Source organism: Streptomyces guryensis (assembly GCF_021261325.1).
Taxonomy (GTDB): Bacteria; Actinomycetota; Actinomycetes; order Streptomycetales; family Streptomycetaceae; genus Streptomyces; species Streptomyces guryensis.
The window spans coordinates 52320-74899 of sequence record NZ_JAJSBI010000022.1 but is presented as its reverse complement, the minus strand read 5'-3'; the positions used below and the strand labels follow the sequence as shown (position 1 = coordinate 74899).

General features: G+C 69.6%; 18 protein-coding genes and 1 other RNA gene. 7 read left to right on the top strand and 12 right to left on the bottom strand.

Annotation, left to right across the window (positions count from 1 at the left end; genetic code table 11):
• Nucleotides 1–153: 153 nt before the first annotated feature.
• The 6 genes from LJ657_RS34065 to LJ657_RS34040 are packed head-to-tail and all read left to right on the top strand — an operon-like array spanning nt 154 to nt 9451.
• Nucleotides 154–1449, top strand: a complete 1296-nt coding sequence (locus LJ657_RS34065; RefSeq protein ID WP_372488005.1) for an ABC transporter substrate-binding protein — start codon at nt 154–156, stop codon at nt 1447–1449.
• Nucleotides 1446–2405: a carbohydrate ABC transporter permease gene (locus LJ657_RS34060; protein WP_232652771.1), complete on the top strand. Its 960-nt coding sequence runs from the start codon at nt 1446–1448 to the stop codon at nt 2403–2405. The genes LJ657_RS34065 and LJ657_RS34060 overlap by 4 nt, the downstream gene beginning before the upstream one ends.
• Nucleotides 2402–3226, top strand: a complete 825-nt coding sequence (locus LJ657_RS34055) for a carbohydrate ABC transporter permease (RefSeq protein ID WP_232652770.1) — start codon at nt 2402–2404, stop codon at nt 3224–3226. The genes LJ657_RS34060 and LJ657_RS34055 overlap by 4 nt, the downstream gene beginning before the upstream one ends.
• 11 nt (nt 3227–3237) lie before the next feature.
• Nucleotides 3238–5493 carry an alpha-xylosidase gene (gene yicI, locus LJ657_RS34050; protein ID WP_232652769.1) on the top strand — a complete coding sequence of 752 codons (2256 nt, stop codon included), beginning with the start codon at nt 3238–3240 and terminating at the stop codon, nt 5491–5493.
• Nucleotides 5493–6500: a LacI family DNA-binding transcriptional regulator gene (locus LJ657_RS34045; RefSeq protein ID WP_232652768.1), complete on the top strand. Its 1008-nt coding sequence runs from the start codon at nt 5493–5495 to the stop codon at nt 6498–6500. The genes yicI and LJ657_RS34045 overlap by 1 nt, the downstream gene beginning before the upstream one ends.
• A 41-nt stretch (nt 6501–6541) precedes the next feature.
• Nucleotides 6542–9451, top strand: coding sequence for a glycoside hydrolase family 3 protein (locus LJ657_RS34040; RefSeq protein WP_232652767.1), 2910 nt, complete (start codon nt 6542–6544; stop codon nt 9449–9451).
• On the opposite strand, the gene LJ657_RS34035 is transcribed toward LJ657_RS34040, so the two are convergent.
• The 8 genes from LJ657_RS34035 to ftsE form a co-directional block, all read right to left on the bottom strand.
• Nucleotides 9438–10424, bottom strand: a complete 987-nt coding sequence (locus LJ657_RS34035) for an extracellular catalytic domain type 1 short-chain-length polyhydroxyalkanoate depolymerase (protein WP_232652766.1) — start codon at nt 10422–10424, stop codon at nt 9438–9440. The two genes, LJ657_RS34040 and LJ657_RS34035, sit on opposite strands and share 14 nt — an antisense overlap.
• 90 nt (nt 10425–10514) lie before the next feature.
• Nucleotides 10515–10988 carry a hypothetical protein gene (locus tag LJ657_RS34030; RefSeq protein WP_232652765.1) on the bottom strand — a complete coding sequence of 158 codons (474 nt, stop codon included), beginning with the start codon at nt 10986–10988 and terminating at the stop codon, nt 10515–10517.
• 101 nt (nt 10989–11089) lie between these two features.
• Entirely contained in the window at nt 11090–12439 is a 1350-nt protein-coding gene (locus tag LJ657_RS34025) for a hypothetical protein (RefSeq protein ID WP_232652764.1), read from the bottom strand.
• 161 nt (nt 12440–12600) lie between these two features.
• Nucleotides 12601–12987: a transfer-messenger RNA gene (gene ssrA / locus LJ657_RS34020) on the bottom strand.
• 125 nt (nt 12988–13112) lie between these two features.
• A complete protein-coding gene (gene smpB, locus LJ657_RS34015; protein ID WP_232652856.1) occupies nt 13113–13655 on the bottom strand; it encodes an SsrA-binding protein SmpB in 543 nt (180 codons plus the stop codon).
• Between the two features lie 80 nt (nt 13656–13735).
• The gene (locus tag LJ657_RS34010; protein WP_232652763.1) at nt 13736–14914 is read right to left on the bottom strand and encodes a S41 family peptidase; all 1179 of its coding nucleotides are present in this window, start codon (nt 14912–14914) and stop codon (nt 13736–13738) included.
• Nucleotides 14915–14981: 67 nt separating this feature from the next.
• Nucleotides 14982–15902: a permease-like cell division protein FtsX gene (gene ftsX, locus LJ657_RS34005; protein ID WP_232652762.1), complete on the bottom strand. Its 921-nt coding sequence runs from the start codon at nt 15900–15902 to the stop codon at nt 14982–14984.
• Between the two features lie 34 nt (nt 15903–15936).
• The gene (ftsE, locus tag LJ657_RS34000; protein ID WP_133046264.1) at nt 15937–16626 is read right to left on the bottom strand and encodes a cell division ATP-binding protein FtsE; all 690 of its coding nucleotides are present in this window, start codon (nt 16624–16626) and stop codon (nt 15937–15939) included.
• 322 nt (nt 16627–16948) lie between these two features.
• On the opposite strand from ftsE, the gene LJ657_RS33995 reads away from it, so the two are divergent.
• Entirely contained in the window at nt 16949–17140 is a 192-nt protein-coding gene (locus LJ657_RS33995) for a hypothetical protein (protein ID WP_232652761.1), read from the top strand.
• A 105-nt stretch (nt 17141–17245) separates the two neighbouring features.
• On the opposite strand, the gene LJ657_RS33990 is transcribed toward LJ657_RS33995, so the two are convergent.
• The 4 genes from LJ657_RS33990 to LJ657_RS33975 all read right to left on the bottom strand — a co-directional run bounded on the left by LJ657_RS33990 (nt 17246) and on the right by LJ657_RS33975 (nt 22442).
• Complete coding sequence (locus LJ657_RS33990; protein WP_232652760.1) at nt 17246–17872, bottom strand: hypothetical protein; 627 nt, start codon at nt 17870–17872, stop codon at nt 17246–17248.
• Between the two features lie 292 nt (nt 17873–18164).
• Nucleotides 18165–19268, bottom strand: a complete 1104-nt coding sequence (prfB, locus tag LJ657_RS33985) for a peptide chain release factor 2 (RefSeq protein ID WP_232652759.1) — start codon at nt 19266–19268, stop codon at nt 18165–18167.
• A 170-nt stretch (nt 19269–19438) separates the two neighbouring features.
• Entirely contained in the window at nt 19439–20680 is a 1242-nt protein-coding gene (locus LJ657_RS33980) for a serine/threonine-protein kinase (RefSeq protein ID WP_232652758.1), read from the bottom strand.
• Nucleotides 20681–20792: 112 nt separating this feature from the next.
• Nucleotides 20793–22442 (bottom strand): serine/threonine-protein kinase, encoded by a 1650-nt coding sequence (locus LJ657_RS33975; RefSeq protein WP_232652757.1) that lies wholly within the window; start codon nt 22440–22442, stop codon nt 20793–20795.
• Nucleotides 22443–22580: the final 138 nt, after the last annotated feature.

Sequence of the window (22580 nt, the reverse complement as noted above, 5' to 3'; positions counted from 1 at the left end):
AACCTTTCTCGTCCAATCCATTGACGCACTCACGGCCCGCACATACCTTCGCCCGTCGAAGCGCTTCGACGTCATGCATCGAATCGATTCGACGACCGGATCCGTTCCCCGCATGACGCCCCGATACCCATCCGGCTCTCCTGGAGGCACGGGATGTTGACGGCACGAAGGCGTGTGATGACGGCCACGGCCGCGCTCCTCGGTGGATCGCTGCTGGTGACCGCATGCGGCGGCTCGGACAGCGGGGCCTCCGACGCCAAGACGCTCAAGCTCTGGCACTACGAGGGCCCCGACAGCGCGATGGGCCTGGCCTGGAACGAGGCGATCAAGGAGTTCGAGGCAAAGCACCCGGGCGTCAAGGTGAAGTTCGAGGAGAAGGGCTTCGAACAGATCCAGAAGACGGCGCCCATGATCCTGAACTCCTCGGACGTGCCCGACATCATGGAGTACAACAAGGGCAACGCGACCGCGGGCGCCCTCGCGAAACAGGGCCTGCTGACCGATCTCACCGCCGAGGCCACCAAGCGCGGCTGGGACAAGAAGCTCAGCGCGGGCGTCCGCACGACCAGCATGTACGACACGAACGGCGTCATGGGCTCCGGCAAGTGGTACGGCGTCCCCAACTACGCCGAGTACACGATGGTCTTCTACAACAAGGACCTCTTCAAGAAGTACGGGATCACCGAGCCGAAGACCTTCGACGAACTGACCACCGCGATGGACGAGTTCGTCGCCAAGGGCGTCACCCCGCTCGCCAACGCGGGCGCCGAGTACATGGCCCAGCAGTACCTCTACCAGCTGGCCCTCACCAAGGCCGACCGCTCCTGGGTGGACAAGTACGAGCTGTACAAGGGCAAGACCGACTTCCACGACACGGCCTGGTCGTACGCGGCCAACACCTTCGCCGACTGGGTGAAGAAGGGCTACATCAGCAAGAAGTCCACCAGCACCAAGGCCGAGGACGCCGGCGTCTCCTGGATCCAGGGCAAGGCGCCGATCCTGTTCTCCGGCAGCTGGTGGTACGGCCGCTTCCAGCAGGAGGCCAAGTTCGACTGGGACAGCACACTGTGGCCCGGCTCGAACCTGACCCTGGGCTCCGGCGGCAACATCTGGGTGGTCCCCAAGAACGCCAGGAACAAGGACCTCGCCTACGACTTCATCGACATCACCATGTCGAAGAAGATCCAGAACCTGCTCGGCAACAAGGGCGGCATCCCGGTCGCGGCCGACACCTCCGCCATCACGGACCCGAAGTCCAAGCAGCTCATCGCCAACTTCAACACCCTCAGCGGGCGGGACGGCCTGGCCTTCTACCCGGACTGGCCGGTGAACGGCTTCTACGACGTCCTCGTCTCCGAGACGCAGAAGCTGATGACGGGCAGCGAGAAACCGGACGCCTACCTCAGCGCACTGCAGCAGGCGTACGACAAGGGCGCGCCGGCGAAATGACGGTCACCGTCGAACGGGGTGCGCGGGCCGCCGGCAAGGATCAGCACACCGGCCCGCGCCGCCCCCGTACCCGCGACTCGTACACCCTGTTCCTGCTCCCCGGCATCCTGGCCTTCACGGCGATCATCGTCGTCCCGTTCCTGATGAACACGGGCGTGAGCTTCACGGAGTGGCAGGGCATCGGCAGCCCCAAGTGGACCGGGCTCGCCAACTACCGGGAGCTGTTGGACGACTCGGAGTTCTGGGCGTCGTTCCGGCACAGCCTGTTCATGGTCGTCGCCATGGCGGCCGTACCGACGATGATCGGTCTCGTCCTGGCGGCCGCGCTGTTCGACTACATCGGCAAGCACTTCGGATCGCGGTGGGCCGCGGTGCTGCGGGCCTGCTTCTACCTCCCGCAGGTGCTGCCGATCGCGGTCGCCGGCATCGTCTGGAGCTGGATCCTCGCCCCCGACAACGGCTCCCTCAACGAGCTGCTGAAGGCAGTGGGGCTGGGCTCCTGGCAGCAGGACTGGCTCGGCGACCCCGACATCGCGCTGTACAGCGTGATGGGCGTGATGGTCTGGGTGCAGATCGGCTTCCCGCTGGTCGTCTTCATGGCGGGCCTGCAGCGCGTCGACCCTCAGCTGTACGAAGCCGCCGAGCTGGACGGCGCCGGCTGGTGGCGCCGCTTCTGGCACATCACGCTGCCGCAGATCCGTCCGGAGATCTACGTCGTCCTGACCTGGTGCACGATCGCCGCGCTCAAGGTGTTCGGCGCGGTGTACGTGCTGACCAAGGGCGGCCCGGGCGGTGCCACCGACGTCCCGTCCTACTTCTCCTTCTCCACCTTCTTCGAGAAGACCCAGGTCGGCTACGGCGCAGCGATCTCGACGATCCTCACGGCGATCATCCTGGCGCTCTCCCTCGTCCTCCTGAAACTCCAGACCCGCGACGAGGAAGGGGACCGCACATGACGACGGCTCTGCGCCGCTACCCCGTGCTGATCGCCCTGTGCATCGCCGCCCTGTTCATGGTGGTCCCGTTCCTGATCGTCGCGGTCAACGCGTTCAAGTCGCCGGCCGAGTACTCCCAGCACGGTCCGCTCAGCCTCCCCGAGGGCCTCTATCTGGACGGCCTCAAGAGCTTCTGGCAGCGCGTCGACTTCGGCCAGAAGCTGGTCAACTCGGTACTGATCAGCGGTTCGGTGGCCGTGCTCGCGGTGATCCTCTCCGTGCTCAACGCGTATGCGATCGGGATCGGGCGGATCAAGGGCCGCACCTGGGTCCTGGCCTTCTTCGTGCTCGCCAACATGCTGCCGCAGGAGGCGCTGGTCTACCCGGTCTACTACCTGAGCAAGCAGGCCGGCCTGTACGACACCAGGCTGAGCGTGATCATCGTCTTCACGGTGATCCAGGCGGCGTTCGGCACCTATCTGCTCTCGTCGGTCCTGGGCCAGTTCCCCCGCGAGATCATCGAGGCGGCCCGTATCGACGGTGCGAACAAGTGGCAGGTGCTGTGGCGGATCGTCGTCCCGGTCAGCCGGCCGACGATCGGCGTGCTCCTGGTCTTCTTCTTCATCTGGACCTGGAACGAGTTCCTCCTCCCCCTGGTCATGCTGATCTCCAACGACAACCAGACGGTGTCGGTTGCTCTCGGCGTCCTCCAGGGCCAGCGCCTGATGGACGCGACGATGACCAACGCGGCGGCCCTGCTCGGCGTCCTCCCGGCGATCGTGTTCTTCCTCGTCTTCCAGCGGACCCTCACCCGCGGCATCGCCGTGGGTGCTGTCAAGTAAGGATCCCCCACGTGAAGTTCACCGATGGCTACTGGCTGCTGCGCGAGGGCGTCACCGCGGCCCACCCCGTCGAGGTCCTCGACGTCACCGCGACGGACGGCTCGTTGGAGATCCACGCGCCGACGCATCCCATCCGCCGCCGCGGCGACCTGCTGAAGGGACCGGTCGTGACGATCAGCGCGCACACCCCGATGCCCGACGTCATCGGCCTCACCTTCACCCATTTCGAGGGCGAGCAGCCGCGCGGCCCCGAATTCGAGCTCTCCGAGCAGGAGTTCGCCCCGCACGTCTCCTACGACGACGAGCACGCGACCCTCACCTCCGGCGCCCTGTCGGTCCGAGTGGCCCGCACCGGCCCCTGGCACGTCGACTTCCTCGCGGACGGCCGCACCATCACCTCCAGCGGCCCCAAGGGCATGGGCATCATGCGGAACGCGGACGGAGCGCACTACCTGCGGGAACAGCTGGGCCTCGGGGTCGGCCACTCCGTCTACGGCCTCGGCGAGCGCTTCGGCCCCCTGGTCAAGAACGGCCAGGTCGTCGACATCTGGAACGCCGACGGCGGCACGGCCACCGAACAGGCGTACAAGAACGTCCCGTTCTATCTGACGGACGCGGGGTACGGCGTCTTCGTCGACCACCCGGGCAAGGTCTCCTTCGAGGTCGGCTCGGAGGCGGTGTCCCGGGTCCAGTTCAGCGCGGAGACACAGGAGCTGACGTACTACGTCATCTACGGGCCCGGCCCGAAGGAGATCCTCCGCAAGTACACGGCCCTCACCGGCCGACCGGCCCTGCCGCCCGCCTGGTCGTTCGGCCTGTGGCTGTCGACGTCCTTCACGACGTCGTACGACGAGGAGACGGTGACGTCCTTCATCGAGGGCATGCGGGAGCGCGAACTCCCCCTCTCCGTGTTCCACTTCGACTGCTTCTGGATGCGTGAGTTCAACTGGTGCGACTTCCAGTGGGACCCCCGGGTCTTCCCGGACCCGGGGGGCATGCTGACGCGGCTCAAGGAACGCGACCTGCATGTGTGCGTGTGGATCAACCCGTACATCGCCCAGCGCTCGCCCCTGTTCGCGGAGGGCAAGGCGCTCGGCCATCTGCTGCGCAGGCCGGACGGGAGCGTGTGGCAGTGGGACATGTGGCAGCCGGGCATGGCGCTGGTCGACTTCACCAGCCCGGCCGCCCGCGACTGGTACGCCGCGAAACTGGAGGCGCTGCTCGCGCAGGGCGTCGACTGCTTCAAGACCGACTTCGGCGAGCGGGTGCCGGTCGACGTGGCCTGGTCCGACGGCTCCGACCCGGAGCGGATGCACAACTACTACACGTACCTCTACAACCGCACCGTCTTCGACGTGCTGCGCAAGCACCGCGGCGAGGGCGAGGCCGTGCTCTTCGCACGCTCGGCGACGGCAGGCGGCCAGAAGTTCCCCGTGCACTGGGGCGGCGACTGCGAGGCGACGTACGAGTCGATGGCCGAGTCGCTGCGCGGCGGGCTGTCGCTTGGCCTGTCCGGCTTCGGCTACTGGAGCCATGACATCGGCGGCTTCGAGGGCACCCCGTCCCCCGCGCTGTTCAAGCGGTGGCTGGCCTTCGGACTGCTGTCCTCCCACAGCCGGCTGCACGGCAGTTCCTCCTACCGCGTGCCCTGGCTGTTCGACGAGGAGTCCGTCGACGTGCTGCGGCAGTTCACCCGGCTGAAACTGCGGCTCATGCCGTATCTGTACGAGGCCGCGCGCACCGCGCACACCGAGGGCGTGCCGATGATGCGGGCGATGGTACTGGAGTTCCCGGACGATCCGGGGTGCGCGCATCTGGAGCGGCAGTACATGCTGGGGCCGGATCTGCTGGTCGCGCCGGTGTTCGGCGACGAGGGGGACGTGTCCTACTACGTCCCCGAGGGCACCTGGACGCACTTCCTGAGCGGGCGGACGGTGACCGGGCCACGCTGGGTGCGCGAGCGGCACGGCTTCCTGAGCGTGCCCCTGCTGGTACGGCCGGGGACGGTGATCCCGGTGGGTGCGGTGGCCGACCGGCCCGACTACGACCATGCCGACGGGGTCACCCTGCGGGCGTACGGCCTGGAGCGGGGCGCCCAGGTGACGGTGCCGGTGGGGGACGTGACCTTCACCGTCGTACGCGAGGGGGACACCCTGCGGGCCTCGTGCAGTGATCCGGTGGCGGAGTGGGGTCTGGCGGCCGGGGAGCGGACGGCGCGGGCGCGGGCGGGTACCGGATTCCTCTCCCTGGAGCTGGAGCTGAGCTGATGGTGAAGATCACCGATGTGGCGCGGCACGCCGGGGTCTCCCCCAGCACCGTCTCCTATGCGCTCAGCGGCAAGCGCCCGATCTCCGAGGAGACCCGGCAGCGGGTCGAGGAGGCCGCCCGCGAACTGGGCTACCGGCCGCACGCGGGCGCCCGCGCCCTGGCCAGCAGCAGGTCGAACGTCCTGGCCCTCGTGATCCCCTTACGGGCGGGCATCCACGTCCCGGTGGTGATGCAGTTCGCGGTGTCGGTGGTGACGACGGCCCGCAAGCACGACCACGACGTGCTGCTGCTGACGCAGGAGGAGGGCGAGGAGGGGCTGCGGCGGGTCGCGGACACGGCGCTGGTGGACGCGCTGATCGTGATGGACGTCCAGCTCCGCGACCCCAGGCTGCCGTTGCTGCGCTCCCTGGAACGGCCGTCCGTGATGATCGGCTTCCCGGCTGACTCCGAGGGCCTGACCTGCATCGACCTCGACTTCAAGGCGGCCGGTGAGGCCTGCGTGGAGCATCTGGCGCGGCTCGGGCACCGGGTGGTGGCACTGGTCGGGTCACCGCCGGAGGTGTACGTACGGCAGACCGCGTTCGCACAGCGGGTGGTCCAGGGCTTCACGGCCGCCGCCGACCGCAGCGGGCTGTCCTCCTCCGTACACCCCTGCGAGGCCTCGCCCGCGGCCGCCCGGCTGGTGGCCGAGCAACTCCTGCGCGAACAACCGGCGCTGACGGGAGTCGTCGTCCACAACGAGCCGATCCTCGAACCGCTCATCGAGGCCTTCGAGCAGCTCGGCCTGCGCGTGCCGGGCGACCTCTCCGTCACCGCCATCTGCCCCGACGAACTCGCCGAGTCCGTCCGCGTCCCGGTCACCTCCGTCGCCCTGCCCTCCGCCGAGGTGGGCGAGCGGGCGGTGGAGCTCCTGATGAAGAAGCTCGGGGGCAGCGCCGTACCCGAGGCCACCCTGCTGCCGCCGCGGCTGGCGGAGCGGGCGAGCACCATGCCACGCAGTGCCTGATCAACTCGTCTGTGCAAGGCCCTAGTTGAAGGAGCCGTGACATGAAGGGCAAGCGAAGAAGACAGAGAACCACGCTGCTGGCGGCCCTGACCCTGATCGCGGGTCTGGGCGCCACCGTCCCCGCCCACGCCGACGACCCCGCCTACCCCTTCCGCGATCCGAGCCTCTCGGTGCACGCCCGCGTCACCGACCTCCTCTCCCGTCTCACCCTCGACGAGAAGATCTCCCTCCTCCACCAGTACGAGCCGGCCATCCCCCGCCTCGGCATCCAGTCGTTCCGCACCGGCACCGAGGCGCTGCACGGCGTGGCCTGGCTCGGCAAGACGACCGTGTTCCCCCAGGCCGTGGGGCTGGCCTCGACCTGGGACCCGTCCCTGCTCCGCCAGGTCGGCTCGGCGGTCGGCGACGAGGCACGCGGCTTCCAGCAGACCCGCCCGGCCGGCTGGGGGCTCAACCTCTGGGCGCCCGTGGTGAACCTGCTGCGCGACCCGCGCTGGGGCCGCAACGAGGAGGGCTACTCCGAGGACCCGTACCTGACCGGCGCGGTCTCGACTGCGTACGGCACGGGCCTGACGGGAGGCGACCCGGACCACCTCAAGACGGCCCCGACGATCAAGCACTTCCTCGCCAACAACAACGAGGTGCACCGCGACACCACGAGCTCCGAACTGCGCCCGCGCGTGCTGAAGGAGTACGACGAGCAGGCGTTCAAGCCCGCGATCGCGGCCGACGCGGCGACGGGCGTGATGACCTCGTACAACCTGGTCAACGGCCGCCCGAACACGGTGAATCCGGCCCTCGACGACACCGTCCGCACCTGGACCTCGAAGGACCTGCTGAACGTGACGGACGCCGCGGCGCCCGGCAACCTGGTCGGCAGCCAGAAGTACTACGGCACCCAGACCGAGGCCGACGCGGCGGCGCTGAAGGCGGGCGTCGACAGCTTCACCGACAACGACACGGACTCCGGCCCGACGACCACGGCGGTCAAGACAGCGCTGTCCACGGGCCTGTTGACGGAGTCGGACGTCGACAAGGCCGCGGGAGACGTGCTGAGCATCCGCGTCCGCCTCGGCGAGTTCGACCCCGGCGGCGGCAGGTACGGCTCCATCGACGCGTCCGTCATCGACAGCCCCGCCCACCGGGCCCTGGCCCGCAAGGCGGCCACCGAGGCGGCGGTGCTGCTGAAGAACGACGGTGCGCTGCCGCTGAGGAAGACGGGCAGTGCCGCCGTCGTCGGCCCGCTCGCCGACACCCTCTACACCGACTGGTACTCGGGTACCCTCCCCTACGCCGTCACCCCGAAGGACGGCATCGAAGCGAAGCTCGGCACCTCGGTCGCGAGCACCGAGGGCGTGGACCGGATCGCACTGAAGGACACGGCCACCGGCAAGTACGTGACAGCGGGAACGGGCGAGGCGGGCGCGCCCCTGAAGGAGACGGCGGATTCCGGTACGGACAGCCAGTTCGACATGTTCGACTGGGGCTCCGGCATCGTGACCCTGCGCTCCGCGGCGAACGGCAAGTACGTCGGCTACAACTGGTCGAACTTCGTCAACGACCAGACCCAGCCGAACGGTTGGTTCGTCCAGCAGCAGTTCAGGCTGGAGCGCCAGGACGACGGCACGTACCTGCTGCGCTACGCCGGCTACGAGACCTCCGAGTCCTGGTGGTCGAACCCGGTCTACCTGGGCCCGACGGGCACGGACGGCACCCTCGGCCTGGTCGCCAAGGGCCAGGCCGCCCATTACACCAAGGACGTGGTCCGCAGCGGTGTCGACGAGGCGGTCGCCGCGGTCAAGGGCAAGGACCAGGCCGTCGTGGTGGTCGGCTCGGACCCGTCGATCAACGGCCGCGAAGCCCACGACCGCACGGACCTGGCCCTGGCACCTTCACAGGAAGCCCTGGTCAAGGCGGTGCACGCGGCCAACCCGCACACGGTCGTGATCGTCGAGAACAGCTACCCGACCACTCTGGGGTCGTTGCAGAAGGAGGTCCCCGCGCTGCTGTGGACCACCCACGCGGGCCAGGAGACCGGCAACGCCCTCGCCGACCTCCTCTACGGCGACGCCAACCCGTCGGGCCGCCTCACCCAGACGTGGTACCGCTCCGACGCCGACCTCCCGTCGATCCTCGACTACGACATCATCAAGTCCGACCGCACCTACCAGTACTTCAAGGGGCAGGCGCTCTATCCCTTCGGATACGGGCTGTCGTACACGACGTTCGCGTACTCCGGTCTCCGACGGGTGGGCGACGGCTACGAGGTGAGGGTCACCAACACCGGCAGCCGGGCGGGCGCGGAGGTCGTCCAGCTCTACACCCACCAGCGCGCCTCCCGCGACAAACAGCCGCTCAAGCAGCTCAAGTCCTTCCAGCGGGTGTCGCTGAAGCCGGGTGAGACGAGGACGGTCCGGCTGAAGGTACGGCCGTCGGACCTGGCGCACTGGGACGTCACGCGCTCCAAGTGGGCCGTGGAGAGCGGCACTTACGACGTCCTGGTGGGCTCGTCGTCCTCCGACATCCGTGCGCGTACGTCCTGGCAGGTGAAGGGTGAGACGATCCCACCCCGCGACCTGTCGAAGCTGACCCGCGCGGAGAACTTCGACGACTACTCCGCCGGCATCGCTCTCGTCGACGAGTCCAAGGCGAGCGGTACGGCGGTGTCGGCGGCCTCCGACGGCGCGTGGCTGAAGTTCGCGGACACCCGACTGGGGGCGGGTGCGGGCGAGTTCGGCGCACGCGTCGCCGGGACCTCGCCCGGGACGGTGGAGGTGCGGCTCGGCTCCCCGACCGGCACCCTCGTCGGCACCGCGCACTTCGCGGGCACGTCGTCGCCGTACGACTACACGACGGTGACCGCGGAGCTGTCGGGCGCGGCGAAGGGCCGTGCGGACGTCTACCTGGTGCTGAGCAAGGACGTACGCCTGTCGACGTTCACCCTGCGCTGAGCCCCCAGGCGAGCCCGAGCCGGTAGGCGGCGCACAGGTTCACATCGAGGAGGTAGGCCCCGGCGGCACCGCACTGCGCGGTGCCGCTGCCGGGGTCGACCGGCTGCCCGTGCCCCATGCCGGTGATGCTGTACGTCTCGACGGCCATGTTCCCTGCCGCGTCGCGGAAGACCTGGTGGGGATAGCCGGCGACGGTGTCACTGACATCCGCGGTCTGGTCGGCCCCGTGCACATCCGTCCACTGCTTCATCAGGTCGGTCATGTTGACGGGCTTGACGGTGTAGTCGGCCGTTCCCTGGAAGACGGTGAGCGTGGGCCAGGGGCCGGTATAGGCCGGCCGGGCGGCCCGCACCCGGTCGCCCCACTGCTTCGCCGTCTGCGTGGCACCGACGTACATGCACACCCATGGCGATCCGGCGGCCTGCGCGCATCCGTACGGCAGCCCGGCGACGATCCCGCCCGCGGCGAACTTCTCCGGGTAGTCCGCCATCATCACGGCGGTCATGCCACCCCCGGCGGACAGCCCGGTGACGTACACGCGCGAGGCGTCGCCGCCGACGTCGGCGAGCTGCCGGTCCACCATCTGCGCGACGCTCGCGGCCTCGCCCTGCCCCCGCTCGATGTCCCCGCTCTGGAACCAGTCGAAGCAGGACGAGGCATTGTTGGCGGTGGTCTGCTGCGGCAGCACGACCGAGAACCCCCACCGGTCGGCGAGCTGGATCCACCCGCTCCCGGTGCCGTAGCCGGGTGCGTCCTGCGTGCACCCGTGCAGCGCGACGACGACGGGCCGCCCGGCGGGCAGCCCGTCGGGGACGTACCGGAACATGCGCAGGGCGCCGGGGTTGGCGCCGAAGCCGGTGACTTCCTGGAGGGAGGCGGCGGATGCTCTGCCCGGGGTGAGCAAGGCGGCGATCAGGGCGACCAGGAGGGTCGCGAGGACGGTGCTGCGGCGTGCGGCTCTGGTCTGGGTCATGGGGAGGGACCGTAGAAGCGTGAACGGTCCGTCGACATGTGCTGAGGCACCACATCGGGCGCCGTGGTTGTGGGACGCCGTGCCGGCCCGTCAGGCCGGGACTGGGCTTCCGGCTCCGTCGGCGCGGCGCTCGCGGAGAAGGCCGCGGATGGAGCGGATCCGCCAGGCGGTGAAGGCGAGCACGACGACGCCGGTGAGGGCGGGCCACTTCCACCGGCCTGAGCTGTCCTGGGTCGCGGTGCCGGCCGAGGCTCCGGCGACGCGGGCGGCGAGGGGCCTGTCGGGAGGGGATGTCATGATGCCGTCGATCCCGACGGCGGCGATCCGCACGCTGTGGTCGTCGGACTCGAACGACCCGGCACAGGCCCAGCCGTCCTCCCAGAGGTCGCTCCACGCTCCGGTGGCGCGCCGGCAGTCGGTGACCTGGACGGTCCCGGGCGTGCCGGTGAGTTCGGCGTGGGCCTGGACGATGCCGTGGCCGGCGAGGAAAACACCGCCGATGAGCCCGATGACGGCGAGGCAGATCTCGCGGGGCAGCTTGGGCAGGAGACGGATCAGGAACATGCGCGGGTGGGTCCTTCGTCGGGTGGGGTGAGGTCGTGCGGGAGTGGTGAGGCCGCTCGGGGCGGGTGCGGCCGTGCAGAGGTGGGGCGAGTGCGGGGCGGTCACTCGTCCTGGACGAGGTGCTCGATCGCATGGGACACGTGATCCTCGCCGTGGCCGAAGCGTTCGCCGAGGGCCCGGCAGCGGGCGTACTGCCGCTTGGAGAGTGACCCGGACGCCGTATGCAGGACTCTGATCAGCAGCCTGAATCCGAGGTCGGGGTCGACCTGGACGACGACCTGCTCCAGGGCGGTCGCGTGCTCGGGCTCCAACAGAGGTGCGGCTTCCCGGAGTTCGGGCAGGACCGCGTCCGCCAGGTCGGCCCGGACCGGGGGCAGGGCGGGGGTGTGCCCGGGGGCGACCTCGGTCAGCCGCGTCCGGCACTCCTCGGCGATCCGGCGCAGCCAGGCCGGTCCGTCGGTTGCGGAGCGACCGGGGTCCGTGTTCGACGCGGCGAACCAGAGCGTGGTGAGGGTGTCGCCGGACAGCGGGGACCGAAGCAGCCGGACGGAGTCCTCCCACAGCACGAGCGCCTGGACGCCAGGTACGTGATAGCCGTCGGCGATCACGGTCCGGTGGAGGAGTTCGGGCGCCGGGACGGACCGCTCCCACATCGGGTCGAACTGCCCGGCCAGTTCGGACAACCCGAAGTCCCCGTCGAAGAGACGCCGCGCGACCTCCAGGGGCTGCCACACGACGGTGAGCCCCTCGTAGACGACCTGGAAGTGATATCCGAACGGTGCACCGAGTTCGCAGAACCTGTTGCAGCGCACCTCGGGGACCGGCACGGCTGCCGTCTTGAGCGCCCGCAGATAGAGCCGGAACCCGAGGTCGAGGTCGGCCCGGGTGGCGACCTCCTCCAGCGCCGGCGCCAGTCCGGGGAGTTCACCGGTGGACGCCCGGATCTCCGCCAGGATCGCCTCCCGGACGGTGGCGACGGCCGGCAGTCGCCAGAACGACCACGAAGGGCCCGGTGCGCGGCCCACCATCGCCCGTGGCGGACGGGCCGCGCAGGTCGCGTCCATCCGCGCGAGCCAGTCGCGGACGCCGATCCCGTGCGCCTTCGGATCCCATGCGCCTCCCGTGGCGGCGACCCACACGGCGCCGAGCACCTCGTCGGACAGCGGGGCCTCCAGGAGGCTGCCCAGGTCCGCACGGAGTTCCTCGGCATACCCGAAGTCGTCGTGGAACACGTCGAACCCCAGGATGCGGCGTTCCTCCTCGCCGAGCCGCTCGATGCCCGACATGTCGACGGGCGCCTCACCCTCGTATGCGGCGAGCTTCCCGGTGAGGAGTCCGAGGGCCGCCTCTTCCGTCCCCGGCGGCGTCGACAGGGCGAACGACTCGGTCAGACCACTGAGCCCGAAATCGGAGTCGTACTTCTCGAAGTAGGGGCCGGACTGGTCCCGCACGGTCTGGTCCCCCCAGTCGCCGGTCGATACGCGCGGGGGCGAAGTGGTCGGGCTCCGCCGGGCGCGGCGATCACCTTATGGCACCTGTGTGGGATCTGTGAAGGTGTGCACGACAAAGGCCCCGCCGCTCGCAGCGACGGGGCCTTTGTTTCACATGGGATGAGTGGAGATGGCGGGAATCGAACCCGCGTCCAACGGTGCGGAATCAGGGCTTCTCCGTGTGCAGTTCGCTGCGATTTTCTCGGCCCCGGTGATCACGCGAACAAGTCGCCGACGGGCCCAGCCACTGTTTGGTTTCCCATCCGCCCCCGTGACCGGGCCGAATGGTTTAGTCCCCTAGATTATGCCAGGGTCCGGGTCGGGAACATCCCCGGTCTGACACCCGTTAGGGCCTTCGCTCACTGCTTATTAGGCAGCGAGGGCGAAGACGCGGGAATCGCTCTTGGAATTGGCGATTATTGGTTGCGACATATGGTTAACGAGATCATTGCCGCTTCCTCGACACGCTTCCCCTGCTTCGACAGCCGCTGTCGAAACCGATCATCCCCATGTTGTGTTTTCAAGCCCTCCGAAGAGGCCCTCCGAGGAGGGGTGCGCACCCGCTGTGAGGTGCGGTGCCATCGTACGTGAACAACGCGCGACGATGCCACCGTATTCCCGGGCGCCCGGTCGGCTACGCGTCCCGCTGCTTCCGCTTCGCCGCCGCGATCGCCCGGTCCGACTCCCGCCGGTCCTGCTTCTCCCGCAGGGTCTGGCGCTTGTCGTACTCCTTCTTGCCTCGCGCAAGGGCGATCTCGGCCTTCGCGCGGCCGTCCCTGAAGTACAGGGCGAGGGGCACGATCGTGTGACCCGTCTCCTGCGCCTTGGACTCCAGCTTGTCGATCTCCTCGCGGTGCAGCAGCAGTTTGCGCTTGCGGCGCGCGGAGTGGTTGGTCCAGCTGCCCTGGTGGTACTCCGGGATGTGGGCGTTGTGCAGCCACGCCTCTCCCCGGTCGATCTGGACGAAGCCGTCCGTCAGCGAGGTCCGTCCTTCGCGCAGCGACTTGACCTCGGTGCCGGTCAGCACGAGACCGGCCTCGTAGGTGTCGACGATCGCGTAGTCGTGCCGGGCCTTCTTGTTCTGGGCGACGATCTTGCGCTTGCCGCCCTTCTCGCCGTCCCTGGCCTTCGCGGCCGCCCCGCCCTGCTTGGGCTGGTTTTCCTTCGGTACGTACATTCCCTTGCTCATAGTGCTGTCCATTTTCGCACTACGGAGGGGGGTGCGGACCAGCCTTTAATCGGCATCCGGATCGGCGTCTAGTCGGCGTCGCCCAGCCCGCCGAGTACGGTCTCGGCCCGCTCCACGGCCGCCTGCCCCGGGGAGGTGACCTCCAGGTCGGGGGTGATGCCCCGGCCGTCGACGCTGCGGCCGGAGGGGGTGCGGTAGTGCCCGACGGTCAGTTCGGCGACGGAGCCGCCGGGAAGCTCCCTCGGCATCTGGACCGAGCCCTTGCCGAAGGTGCGGGAGCCCACGACGACCGCACGGCCGCGGTCCTGCAGGGCGCCGGTCAGCATCTCGGCCGCGCTCATCGTGCCGCCGTCGACGAGCGCGACCAGGGGTCTGGTGGTGTCGCCGCCGGGGGCGGCGTGCAGGGCCTGCTGCTCTCCGTTGACGTCGTACGTGGCGACGAGGCCGCCGTCCAGGAAGGCGGAGGCGCAGGTCACGGCCTCGGTGACCAGGCCGCCGGAGTTGCCGCGCAGGTCGAGGATGATCCCGGCGCCTGCGGGGGCCTGCCGTACGGCGGTGCGGACGACGTCGCCGGAGCCCTTGGTGAACGCGGCGATCCTGATCACGGTGACCCCGCCGGCGAGTTTTCGAACGGCGACCGAGTCGGTGGACAGACGGGCGCGGCGCAAGGTCTCGACCCACGCGCGCGTGCCGCGCTGCACGCCGAGCCGGACGGCCGTACCGGCGGCCGCGTCCGTGGCGTCGCCGCGCAGTAACGACACGACCTCGGTGACGGGCTGACCGTCGACCTTCTCGCCGTCGATGCTGCGCAGCCGGTCGCCGCTGCGGATCCCGGCGGCGGCCGCGGGCGAGCCGGCGGCCACCCTGATCACCTCGATACGGCCGTCGCGCTCGCGCCGGGCCCAGAGGCCGACGCCGGTGTACTGGCCCTCCAGGGCTTCCTCGAACTCCTGGTACTCGCCCTCGGAGTAGACGGCCCCCCAGCGGTCCCCGCTGCGGCTGACCGCGCGCTCGGCGGCCTTCATCGGGGACTTGCCGTCGGCCATGGCCTCCTCGGCCGCCTTCGCCACGTCCTCGTGATGGCCGGCGGGCATGGCCGAACGGGCCTCGCCGGGCGGGGATTTCCGGTCGGCCTCGGAAAAGGAGCCGGTTGCCGCGCCCGCGACGAGCACGCTCGCGAAGACGAATGTCAGGGCGGCCCCGCGGCGGATGCGGCGGGGCTGGCAGAACAGGTCACGACCTGACATGCCGGTGAGTCTAGGACAACGCGAAGGGCCGCACGGCCGGTTGACCGTACGGCCCTCTTGGCATGCGTCACACCTTCAGGTACTTGCGCAGCGCGAAGAACGCGGCCAACGCGGGCATCAGCAGACTCGTGGCGAGGATGAGCGGCAGCTTGGTCAACACCGCGTCCCAGCCGATGAAGTTGATCAGGTTCAGCTTCTGGGACAGGGCCAGACCGTGGTCGATGATGAAGTACCGCGCGACCACCAGGAAGCCGCAGGCGACCGTCCCGCCGATGAGCCCGGCGACCGCCGCCTCCATGATGAACGGCGCCTGGATGTAGAAGCCCGAGGCGCCGACCAGGCGCATGATCCCGGTCTCGCGCCGCCGGCTGAACGCGGACACCCGCACGGTGTTGACGATCAGCATCAGCGCGACGACGAGCATCAGCGCCATCACGGCCCGCGCGGCCCAGTTCATGCCGTTGAGCAGCCCGAACAGGTTGTCCAGGATCCCCTTCTGGTCCTGCACGGACTGCACACCGTCCCGCCCGTCGAAGGCGGTCGCGATGACCTGGTACTTCTCCGGGTCCTTCAGCTTGATCCGGTACGACTCCTGCATCTGGTCCGGCGTGAGGGAACTGGCCAGCGGGGAGTCGCCGAACTGCTCCTTGTAGTGCTTGTACGCCGCGTCCTGCGACTCGTACGTGACCTTCTGCACAACCGTGGTCATCTTGCCCAGGTCGGAGAGGATCTGCTTCTTCTGGTCGTCGGTGACCGCGCCCTTGGCGCAGTTCGGGTCCGACTCGGCGTCGCTCTTGTTGCAGAGGAAGATCGAGACGTTGACCTTGTCGTACCAGTAGCCCTTCATGGTGCTGACCTGGTCGCTCATGAGGAGCGACCCACCGAACAGGGCGAGGGACAGGGCGACGGAGACGACGACCGCAAAGGTCATGGTCAGATTGCGGCGGAGACCGACACCGATCTCGGAGAGTACGAACTGTGCGCGCATGGCGACTGGTTGAGCCTTTCCGTGGACGTGGCGGTCAGTGCTGGTAGCCGTAGACGCCGCGTGCCTGGTCGCGGACGAGGCGGCCCTTCTCCAGCTCGATGACGCGCTTGCGCATCTGGTCCACGATGTTCTGGTCGTGCGTCGCCATCACCACGGTGGTGCCGGTCCGGTTGATCCGGTCGAGCAGCTTCATGATGCCGACGGAGGTCTGCGGGTCGAGGTTGCCGGTGGGCTCGTCGGCGATGAGCAGCTTGGGCCGGTTGACGAACGCGCGCGCGATGGCCACGCGCTGCTGCTCACCACCGGACAACTCACCGGGCATCCGTTCCTCTTTCCCGCCCAGCCCGACGAGGTCGAGCACCTGCGGTACGGACTTGCGGATCTCGCCCTTCGACTTGCCGATGACCTCCTGCGCGAAGGCGACGTTCTCCGCCACCGTCTTGTTCGGCAGGAGCCGGAAGTCCTGGAACACCGTCCCCAACTGGCGCCGCATCTGCGGCACCTTCCAGTTGGACAGGCGCGCGAGGTCCTTGCCCAGAACGTGCACCTGACCGTGACTGCACCGCTCCTCGCGGAGGATCAGCCGCAGAAAGGTGGACTTTCCGGAGCCCGAGGACCCCACGAGGAACACGAACTCGCCCTTCTCCACTTCCAGGGACACATCCCTGAGTGCAGGACGGGTCTGCTTGGGGTAGACCTTGGAGACGTTGTCGAATCGGATCACGGATGCACCACGGGTCGCCGGGGGTAGATGAGCGTGACCATACGCGAGTCGGGTGCACAAGCGCAGGCAGCGGTTGCGGTTGGGTGCAGGTTGTGCGCTTTTGTACGGGGCTTTGTAAGGGGCCTGGGGGGCAGCGCCGGTAAGGGGCGCGGGGAACTGCGCGACAAGCCCCCACCGGCCGGCAGCCGCGAGACGAGCGTCACCGCCCCTCTCGGGGCGACCCCGCGCACCCTCTGGAGGAACCTGGCACAGTAGAGAGGGGAACGTTCGGCAACCCCTGAGCGTTCTCCCGGTGGAACCGTAGGGCTAGGAGGGCGAGCGCATGACGTACGACCGGCTGGTGTGCGCGAACTGCGCGGCGCCCGTGAGCGAGGGCCGGTGCCCCGTGTGCCGCGCGAACCGCGAGCGGCTGCAGCAGGAGAACTTCTTCGCGGGAGTCAACCCCATGGCGCTGATCGCACTGCTGGCGGTGCTGATCGCGGCGGTGGCGCTGCTGGCGCACCAGACCGCGTAGGGCGCGGCACAGGGGCACGGAGACGCCCGAGGGGCCCGGAGCGATGCACGCTCCGGGCCCCTCGTCGTACGTCGTCGCACACGTTGCGTGTGCGCACGGCCACCGTCAGGCAGCCGCACCGCCACGGCCGCCCACGAGGCGCGGCAGAATGCGGAAGCCGACGCCACCGGCGATCATGGTGGCGGCACCGACGATCAGGAAGGCCGTCTGGCCGGCACCGGTCTCGGCGAGCTGCTGACCGTTGCCCTTGGTCTGGGCCGAGGCGTTCGAGCCGGTGTCGGTGAGGACCGAGGAGCCCTGGTCCTGGGTGGAGGTACCGGAGTTGCCGTCGGGGTTGGTGTTGGAGTTGCCACCACCGTTGTTCCCGTGGCCGTGGCCGTTCCCGTTGCCATTCCCATTGCCGTTCCCGTTGCCCGGGTCGGTCGGGTTGCCGGTGGGCGGAGTGGTCGGGGCCGGGTCGGTCGGGGCCGGGTCGGTCGGGGCCGGGTCCGTCGGGGCCGGGTCCGTCGGAGCGGGGTCCGTCGGGGCCGGGTCCGTCGGAAGGCCGGTCGGGGCCGGGTCCGTCGGGGCCGGGTCGGTCGGCACCGGGTCGGTCGGTGCCGGCGTGATGCAGATGCCCAGGATCCCGCAGTCGTCCGCGGATGCGACACCCGCAGCCGTCAGCGAGGCGCCGGCGGCGATCACGGCACCCGCGGCGATCCGCGCGACACGGATCCGCGTCTTCTTCGTCATGTGTTTGCTACCCCCAGTAGCTGCTCGTCAGTTGGGCGGCGCTCGGGGGCCGTGATCGACGGAGGTGACTGCGCTGCAAAATCCCCCGGTTCACATGCGCCCCAGAGATACGCATGCCGCGCTTTACCCTTCCCATTTTTCAAAGCAACGTCAAGGGCGTTGCGTGCGCAATGTCCACTTGCGTCTTGTTTACATCGAGTTGGAACCTGTGAGTGTGATGTAAAACCCAGACAAACAGCAACTGCCGCCCGTGGGGCGGCAGTTACCAAGTCGACAAAGGCACTCGGCGCGGTTACTTCTCCTGCTGCTTGCGCCAGCGAATTCCGGCCTCGATGAAGCCGTCGATCTCACCGTTGAACACGGCCTCGGGGTTGCCGACCTCGAATTCGGTGCGCAGGTCCTTGACCATCTGGTACGGGTGCAGGACGTACGAACGCATCTGGTTGCCCCAGGAGCTGCCGCCGTCCTTGAGAGCGTCCATCTTGGCCCGCTCCTCCTGGCGTTGCCGCTCCAGCAGCTTCGCCTGGAGAACGTTCATGGCGGTCGCCTTGTTCTGGATCTGCGACCGCTCGTTCTGACAGGAGACGACGATGCCGGTGGGGAGGTGGGTCAGGCGCACCGCGGAGTCGGTGGTGTTGACGCCCTGTCCGCCGGGCCCGGAGGACCGGTACACGTCCACACGCAGCTCGGACTCGTCGATCTCGATGTGGTCGGTCTGCTCGACCACGGGCAGGATCTCGACGCCCGCGAAGGAGGTCTGACGGCGGCCCTGGTTGTCGAACGGCGAGATCCGGACGAGCCGGTGCGTGCCCTGCTCCACGGAGAGCGTCCCGTAGGCGTACGGCGCCTGCACGGCGAAGGTGGTCGACTTGATGCCGGCCTCTTCGGCGTACGACGTCTCGATGAGCTCGGTCTTGTAGCCCTTGCCCTCGGCCCAGCGCAGGTACATCCGCTGGAGCTTCTCCGCGAAGTCGGCGGCGTCGACGCCACCGGCCTCGGCGCGGATGTTGACGAGCGCCTCACGGGAGTCGTACTCGCCGCTCAGCAGCGTCCGGACCTCCATCTCGTCCAGCGCCTTCTTGACGGAGGCGAGCTCGGACTCGGCCTCGGCGCGGGTGTCCGGGTCGTCCTCCTCCTCGGCCATCTCGAAGAGCACGGCGAGATCGTCGATCCGCCCGCGCAGCGCCTCGGCCTTCCTGACCTCGGCCTGCAGGTGGCTCAGCTTGCTGGTGATCTTCTGCGCCTCGTCCGGGTTGTCCCACAGGGACGGCGCGGCCGCCTGCTCCTCGAGCACGGCGATGTCTGCCCTCAGCTTGTCGAGGTCCAGAACGGCCTCGATCGACTCCATGGTCGAGGAGAGGGACTTGAGCTCTTCGGATACATCGACGACTGCCACGCCTCCAGCGTAACGGCTCCGCCAAGCGGTGCGTGTCCGGCTACGGCGCCGTAGCCGCGGGCAGTCGTGCCGCTAGGGGCGGCACGGGCGCGCGCAGCGGCAACCCGCACGCCCGGGCGGGCGAACCGACCCCAGGCCGGGACAGACGCCGGGCACCAGCACAACCCCGCTCACGGCGAAGCCGGTGCCGAGTGCTTCGAGTCCTGCGGTGTCGCCCCCGCGTCGTCCCCCGAAGTCGCCAGCCACGTCCCCACCCCGGCCGCCGCCACCAGTACCGCCGCGGCCGTCCCCAGCACCACCCGGCGCCGACGCGTCACGGCGCGGTGCCTGGCGGACCCGGGCCGCGGTGCGCCCGCCGCCCGCGGCACCCGGGCCGTCCCGCGGGCACCCCCCGCCAGCTCGTCCGGTGCCGGGACCCTCATCGACGTATGCGTGTCCCGGTTGGAGTCGGCCGGCTTCGCGCCCGGTACCAGGGGGACCGCGCCACGCCGTACCCGTTCACGGACCGGAGCCGCGGCCTCCCCGGCCGTCGTCTCCGACTCCTCCGTCGGCTCCGTGTCCGGCTCGTCCACGTCCAGGGGCGGCATCCCCGCGACCAGCGGCAGCAGTTCCCGCAGCCGGGCGCCCAGCTCCGAGGCGCGCAGCCGGGAGGCCGGTGCCTTGGCCAGGCACTGTACGAGGAGCTGCCAGAGTTCGTCCGGGATGCCGGGGAGCGGGACCACCGTCTCCGTGACGTGACGGCGCAGCACCGCACCCGGGTGTCCGCCGCCGAACGGGGTGAAGCCGGCCAGCAGCTCGTAGAGGACCGTCGCGAGGGCGTAGATGTCGACAGCCGCGCGCGGGGGCAGGCCCTCGACGATCTCCGGGGCCAGGTAGTCCGGCGTACCGATGATCTTCGTCGCGCGGGTGCGGCGCGGGGAGTCGATGAGCTTCGCCACGCCGAAGTCGGTCAGGAGGGCCGGGTGGGAGCCGCCGGGGCCCAGTGGGCCCTGCATGTCGAGGAGCACGTTCTCCGGTTTGACGTCGCGGTGCACGACGCCCGCCGCGTGCGCTGCCGCGAGGCCGTCCGCGACGTCGGCCACGATCGCCACCGCCGCCGCGGGCGCGAGCCGGCGCTCACGGTCGAGGCGGGTGCGCAGGTCGGTGCCGCGTACCAGGTCCATGACCAGTGCGAGGTCGTTGCCGTCCACCACCAGATCGCGTACGGAGACGACGTTCGGGTGGTCGAGACCGAGCAGCGCCGTGCGCTCCTGCACGAAGCGGCCGACGAGTTCCTGGTCGGAGGCCAGGTCCTCGCGCAGCAGCTTGATGGCGACGGGGCCCTCCGGCCCCTCACCCAGCCACACCGTGCCGGCGCTGCCCCGCCCCAGGATCTGGTTGGCGGTGTACCGGCTGCCGATCTTCCGTGCCAAGACTGCTCCTACGGGACGCGTGTGTCGCTAAAACTACGCGTCCGAGGAGCCAACCTTCACCGCAGAGACGGAAATCACCCGCCAGGTGTCGACAAATCACCAAGCCCGCTGCTCAGTTGCCGCCTTTGCTGCCGACGAGGTCGCCGATTTTCCCGATCCAGCCGCTCACGGTGTTGTACATATGGGCCAGCTGCTGCCAGTAACCCCTGGACGTATGCAGCCAGTCCTGGAGCGGGCTCAGCTCCCAGACCAGCCAGCCCGCGACGAACAGGATGACGATCGTGAACAGGCAGCCCTTCAGACAGCCGAGCCCGGGGATCTTCATCCGGTTGGCGCTGCGCTGCCGCGGCTGCCGGGGCTCCCGCGCGGGCTGCTGGGGCTGCTGCGGAGGCGCGTACCGCTGAGGCTGCTGGTGCTGCGGCGGGGAGTACTGCTGCGGCTGTTGCTGCTGCGGATAGCCGTACGCCTGCTGCGGTGGCTGCTGCTGGGCCCGCTGCTGCTGCGGGCGGGCGACCTGCCGCTGGGGGCGGCGGCGCAGCGGGTCCTCGCCGGGGTTGAGGTACTGCTGGACCTGTGTCTGCTCGTTGCGGTCGCGGGCGGCGCGCAGCTGGTTCTGCCAGGGGTGCGGCTGCTCGGGCTGCTGCCCCGGCTGCCCCTGGGGCACCGGCGGCATGACGGCGGTGGGGTCCGCGGCCCCGGTGTTCGGGAGTACGGCGGTGGGGTCGGCGGCGCCCGCCGGGCCCGGCCCGCCGGTGTGCGGCAGGAAGCTGGTCGCCGCGTTCGGGTCGTACGAGCCCGCGCCGTGCTGCAGGACCTGCGTGGGGTCGGCCGAACCGGGGACGGCGGCCGGCATCGGGTCGGGGGCCAGCAGGGTGCCGACGGCCTCCGCGGCGGCGATCTGCGCGGCGTTCGCGTGCACACCGACACCCTCGGCGACGACCCGCAGGGCGCGCGCGAGGTTCTCGGCGCTGGGCCTTTCGTCCGGGTTCTTGCTCAGGCAGCGCTCTATGACCGTCCAGAGCGGGTCCGGAACCGTGGACGGGCGGCGCGGCTCGGCGCTGAGGTGCTGGTGCAGTACTTCCAGGGCCGATCCGCCGCCGAACGGGGGACGGCCGGTCACCAGCTCGTACATCAGGATGCCGGCGCCGTAGATGTCGACGGCGGAGGTCTGCGGGCGGCCCTCGGCGGACTCCGGCGCCACGTACGCGGGCGTGCCGACGAACTCGTGGGTGCGGGTCAGGCCCGGGGAGTCGGCCAGCCGGGCGATGCCGAAGTCGGTGAGCATCGGGTGCATCTGGCCGCCGCCCTGCTTGAGCAGGACGTTGGCCGGCTTCAGGTCGCGGTGGACGACGCCGTCGGCGTGGCTGGCGGCGAGCGCGTCGGCGATCTGGGCGGTGAGCAGAGCCGCGGCGACGGGGCTGAAGGGGCCGTTCTCGCGCAGGTAGCGGTGCAGGTCGGGGCCTTCGACGAGGTCCATGACCAGCGCCAGCAGATCACCCTCGACCACCAGGTCGCGGACCCGGACGATGTTCGGGTGGGTCAGCCGCAGCAGCACGGAGCGCTCCCTGAGGAAGCGCATCACGATGTCGGCGTCGTTCGCGAGCTCTTCCTTCAGGACCTTGATCGCAACGGTCTCGCCGGGCTGACCGGGCACGGCTGCCTCGGCCCCCGCGGTCTCTCGCTGGCGGGCCCGCCAGACGGTGCCCGTGGCGCCGCGACCGAGCGGCTCCTCGAGCAGATACTTGCTGCCTACCGGCCGCACGTCATGTGCTCCCTGCTGCTTGCTTACCGTTCCGACCCACTGTAGTGCCGCTGTGTGCGGCACCGACCTGTCGCCGTCCCAGCGTCTTACGTACGCCTCCCCGTGCATGTTCGAAGGAAAGACGCTCGACTTGGTCCG

Bases quoted from the DNA above. Each gene is read 5' to 3' on its own strand.
- LJ657_RS34065 (WP_372488005.1), top strand. From the start codon at position 154: ATGTTGACGGCACGAAGGCGTGTGATGACGGCCACGGCCGCGCTCCTC.
- LJ657_RS34060 (WP_232652771.1), top strand. From the start codon at position 1,446: ATGACGGTCACCGTCGAACGGGGTGCGCGGGCCGCCGGCAAGGATCAG.
- LJ657_RS34055 (WP_232652770.1), top strand. From the start codon at position 2,402: ATGACGACGGCTCTGCGCCGCTACCCCGTGCTGATCGCCCTGTGCATC.
- LJ657_RS34045 (WP_232652768.1), top strand. From the start codon at position 5,493: ATGGTGAAGATCACCGATGTGGCGCGGCACGCCGGGGTCTCCCCCAGC.
- LJ657_RS34040 (WP_232652767.1), top strand. From the start codon at position 6,542: ATGAAGGGCAAGCGAAGAAGACAGAGAACCACGCTGCTGGCGGCCCTG.
- LJ657_RS34035 (WP_232652766.1), bottom strand. From the start codon at position 10,424: ATGACCCAGACCAGAGCCGCACGCCGCAGCACCGTCCTCGCGACCCTC.
- LJ657_RS34030 (WP_232652765.1), bottom strand. From the start codon at position 10,988: ATGTTCCTGATCCGTCTCCTGCCCAAGCTGCCCCGCGAGATCTGCCTC.
- smpB (WP_232652856.1), bottom strand. From the start codon at position 13,655: ATGTACGTACCGAAGGAAAACCAGCCCAAGCAGGGCGGGGCGGCCGCG.
- LJ657_RS34010 (WP_232652763.1), bottom strand. From the start codon at position 14,914: ATGTCAGGTCGTGACCTGTTCTGCCAGCCCCGCCGCATCCGCCGCGGG.
- ftsX (WP_232652762.1), bottom strand. From the start codon at position 15,902: ATGCGCGCACAGTTCGTACTCTCCGAGATCGGTGTCGGTCTCCGCCGC.
- LJ657_RS33995 (WP_232652761.1), top strand. From the start codon at position 16,949: ATGACGTACGACCGGCTGGTGTGCGCGAACTGCGCGGCGCCCGTGAGC.
- LJ657_RS33990 (WP_232652760.1), bottom strand. From the start codon at position 17,872: ATGACGAAGAAGACGCGGATCCGTGTCGCGCGGATCGCCGCGGGTGCC.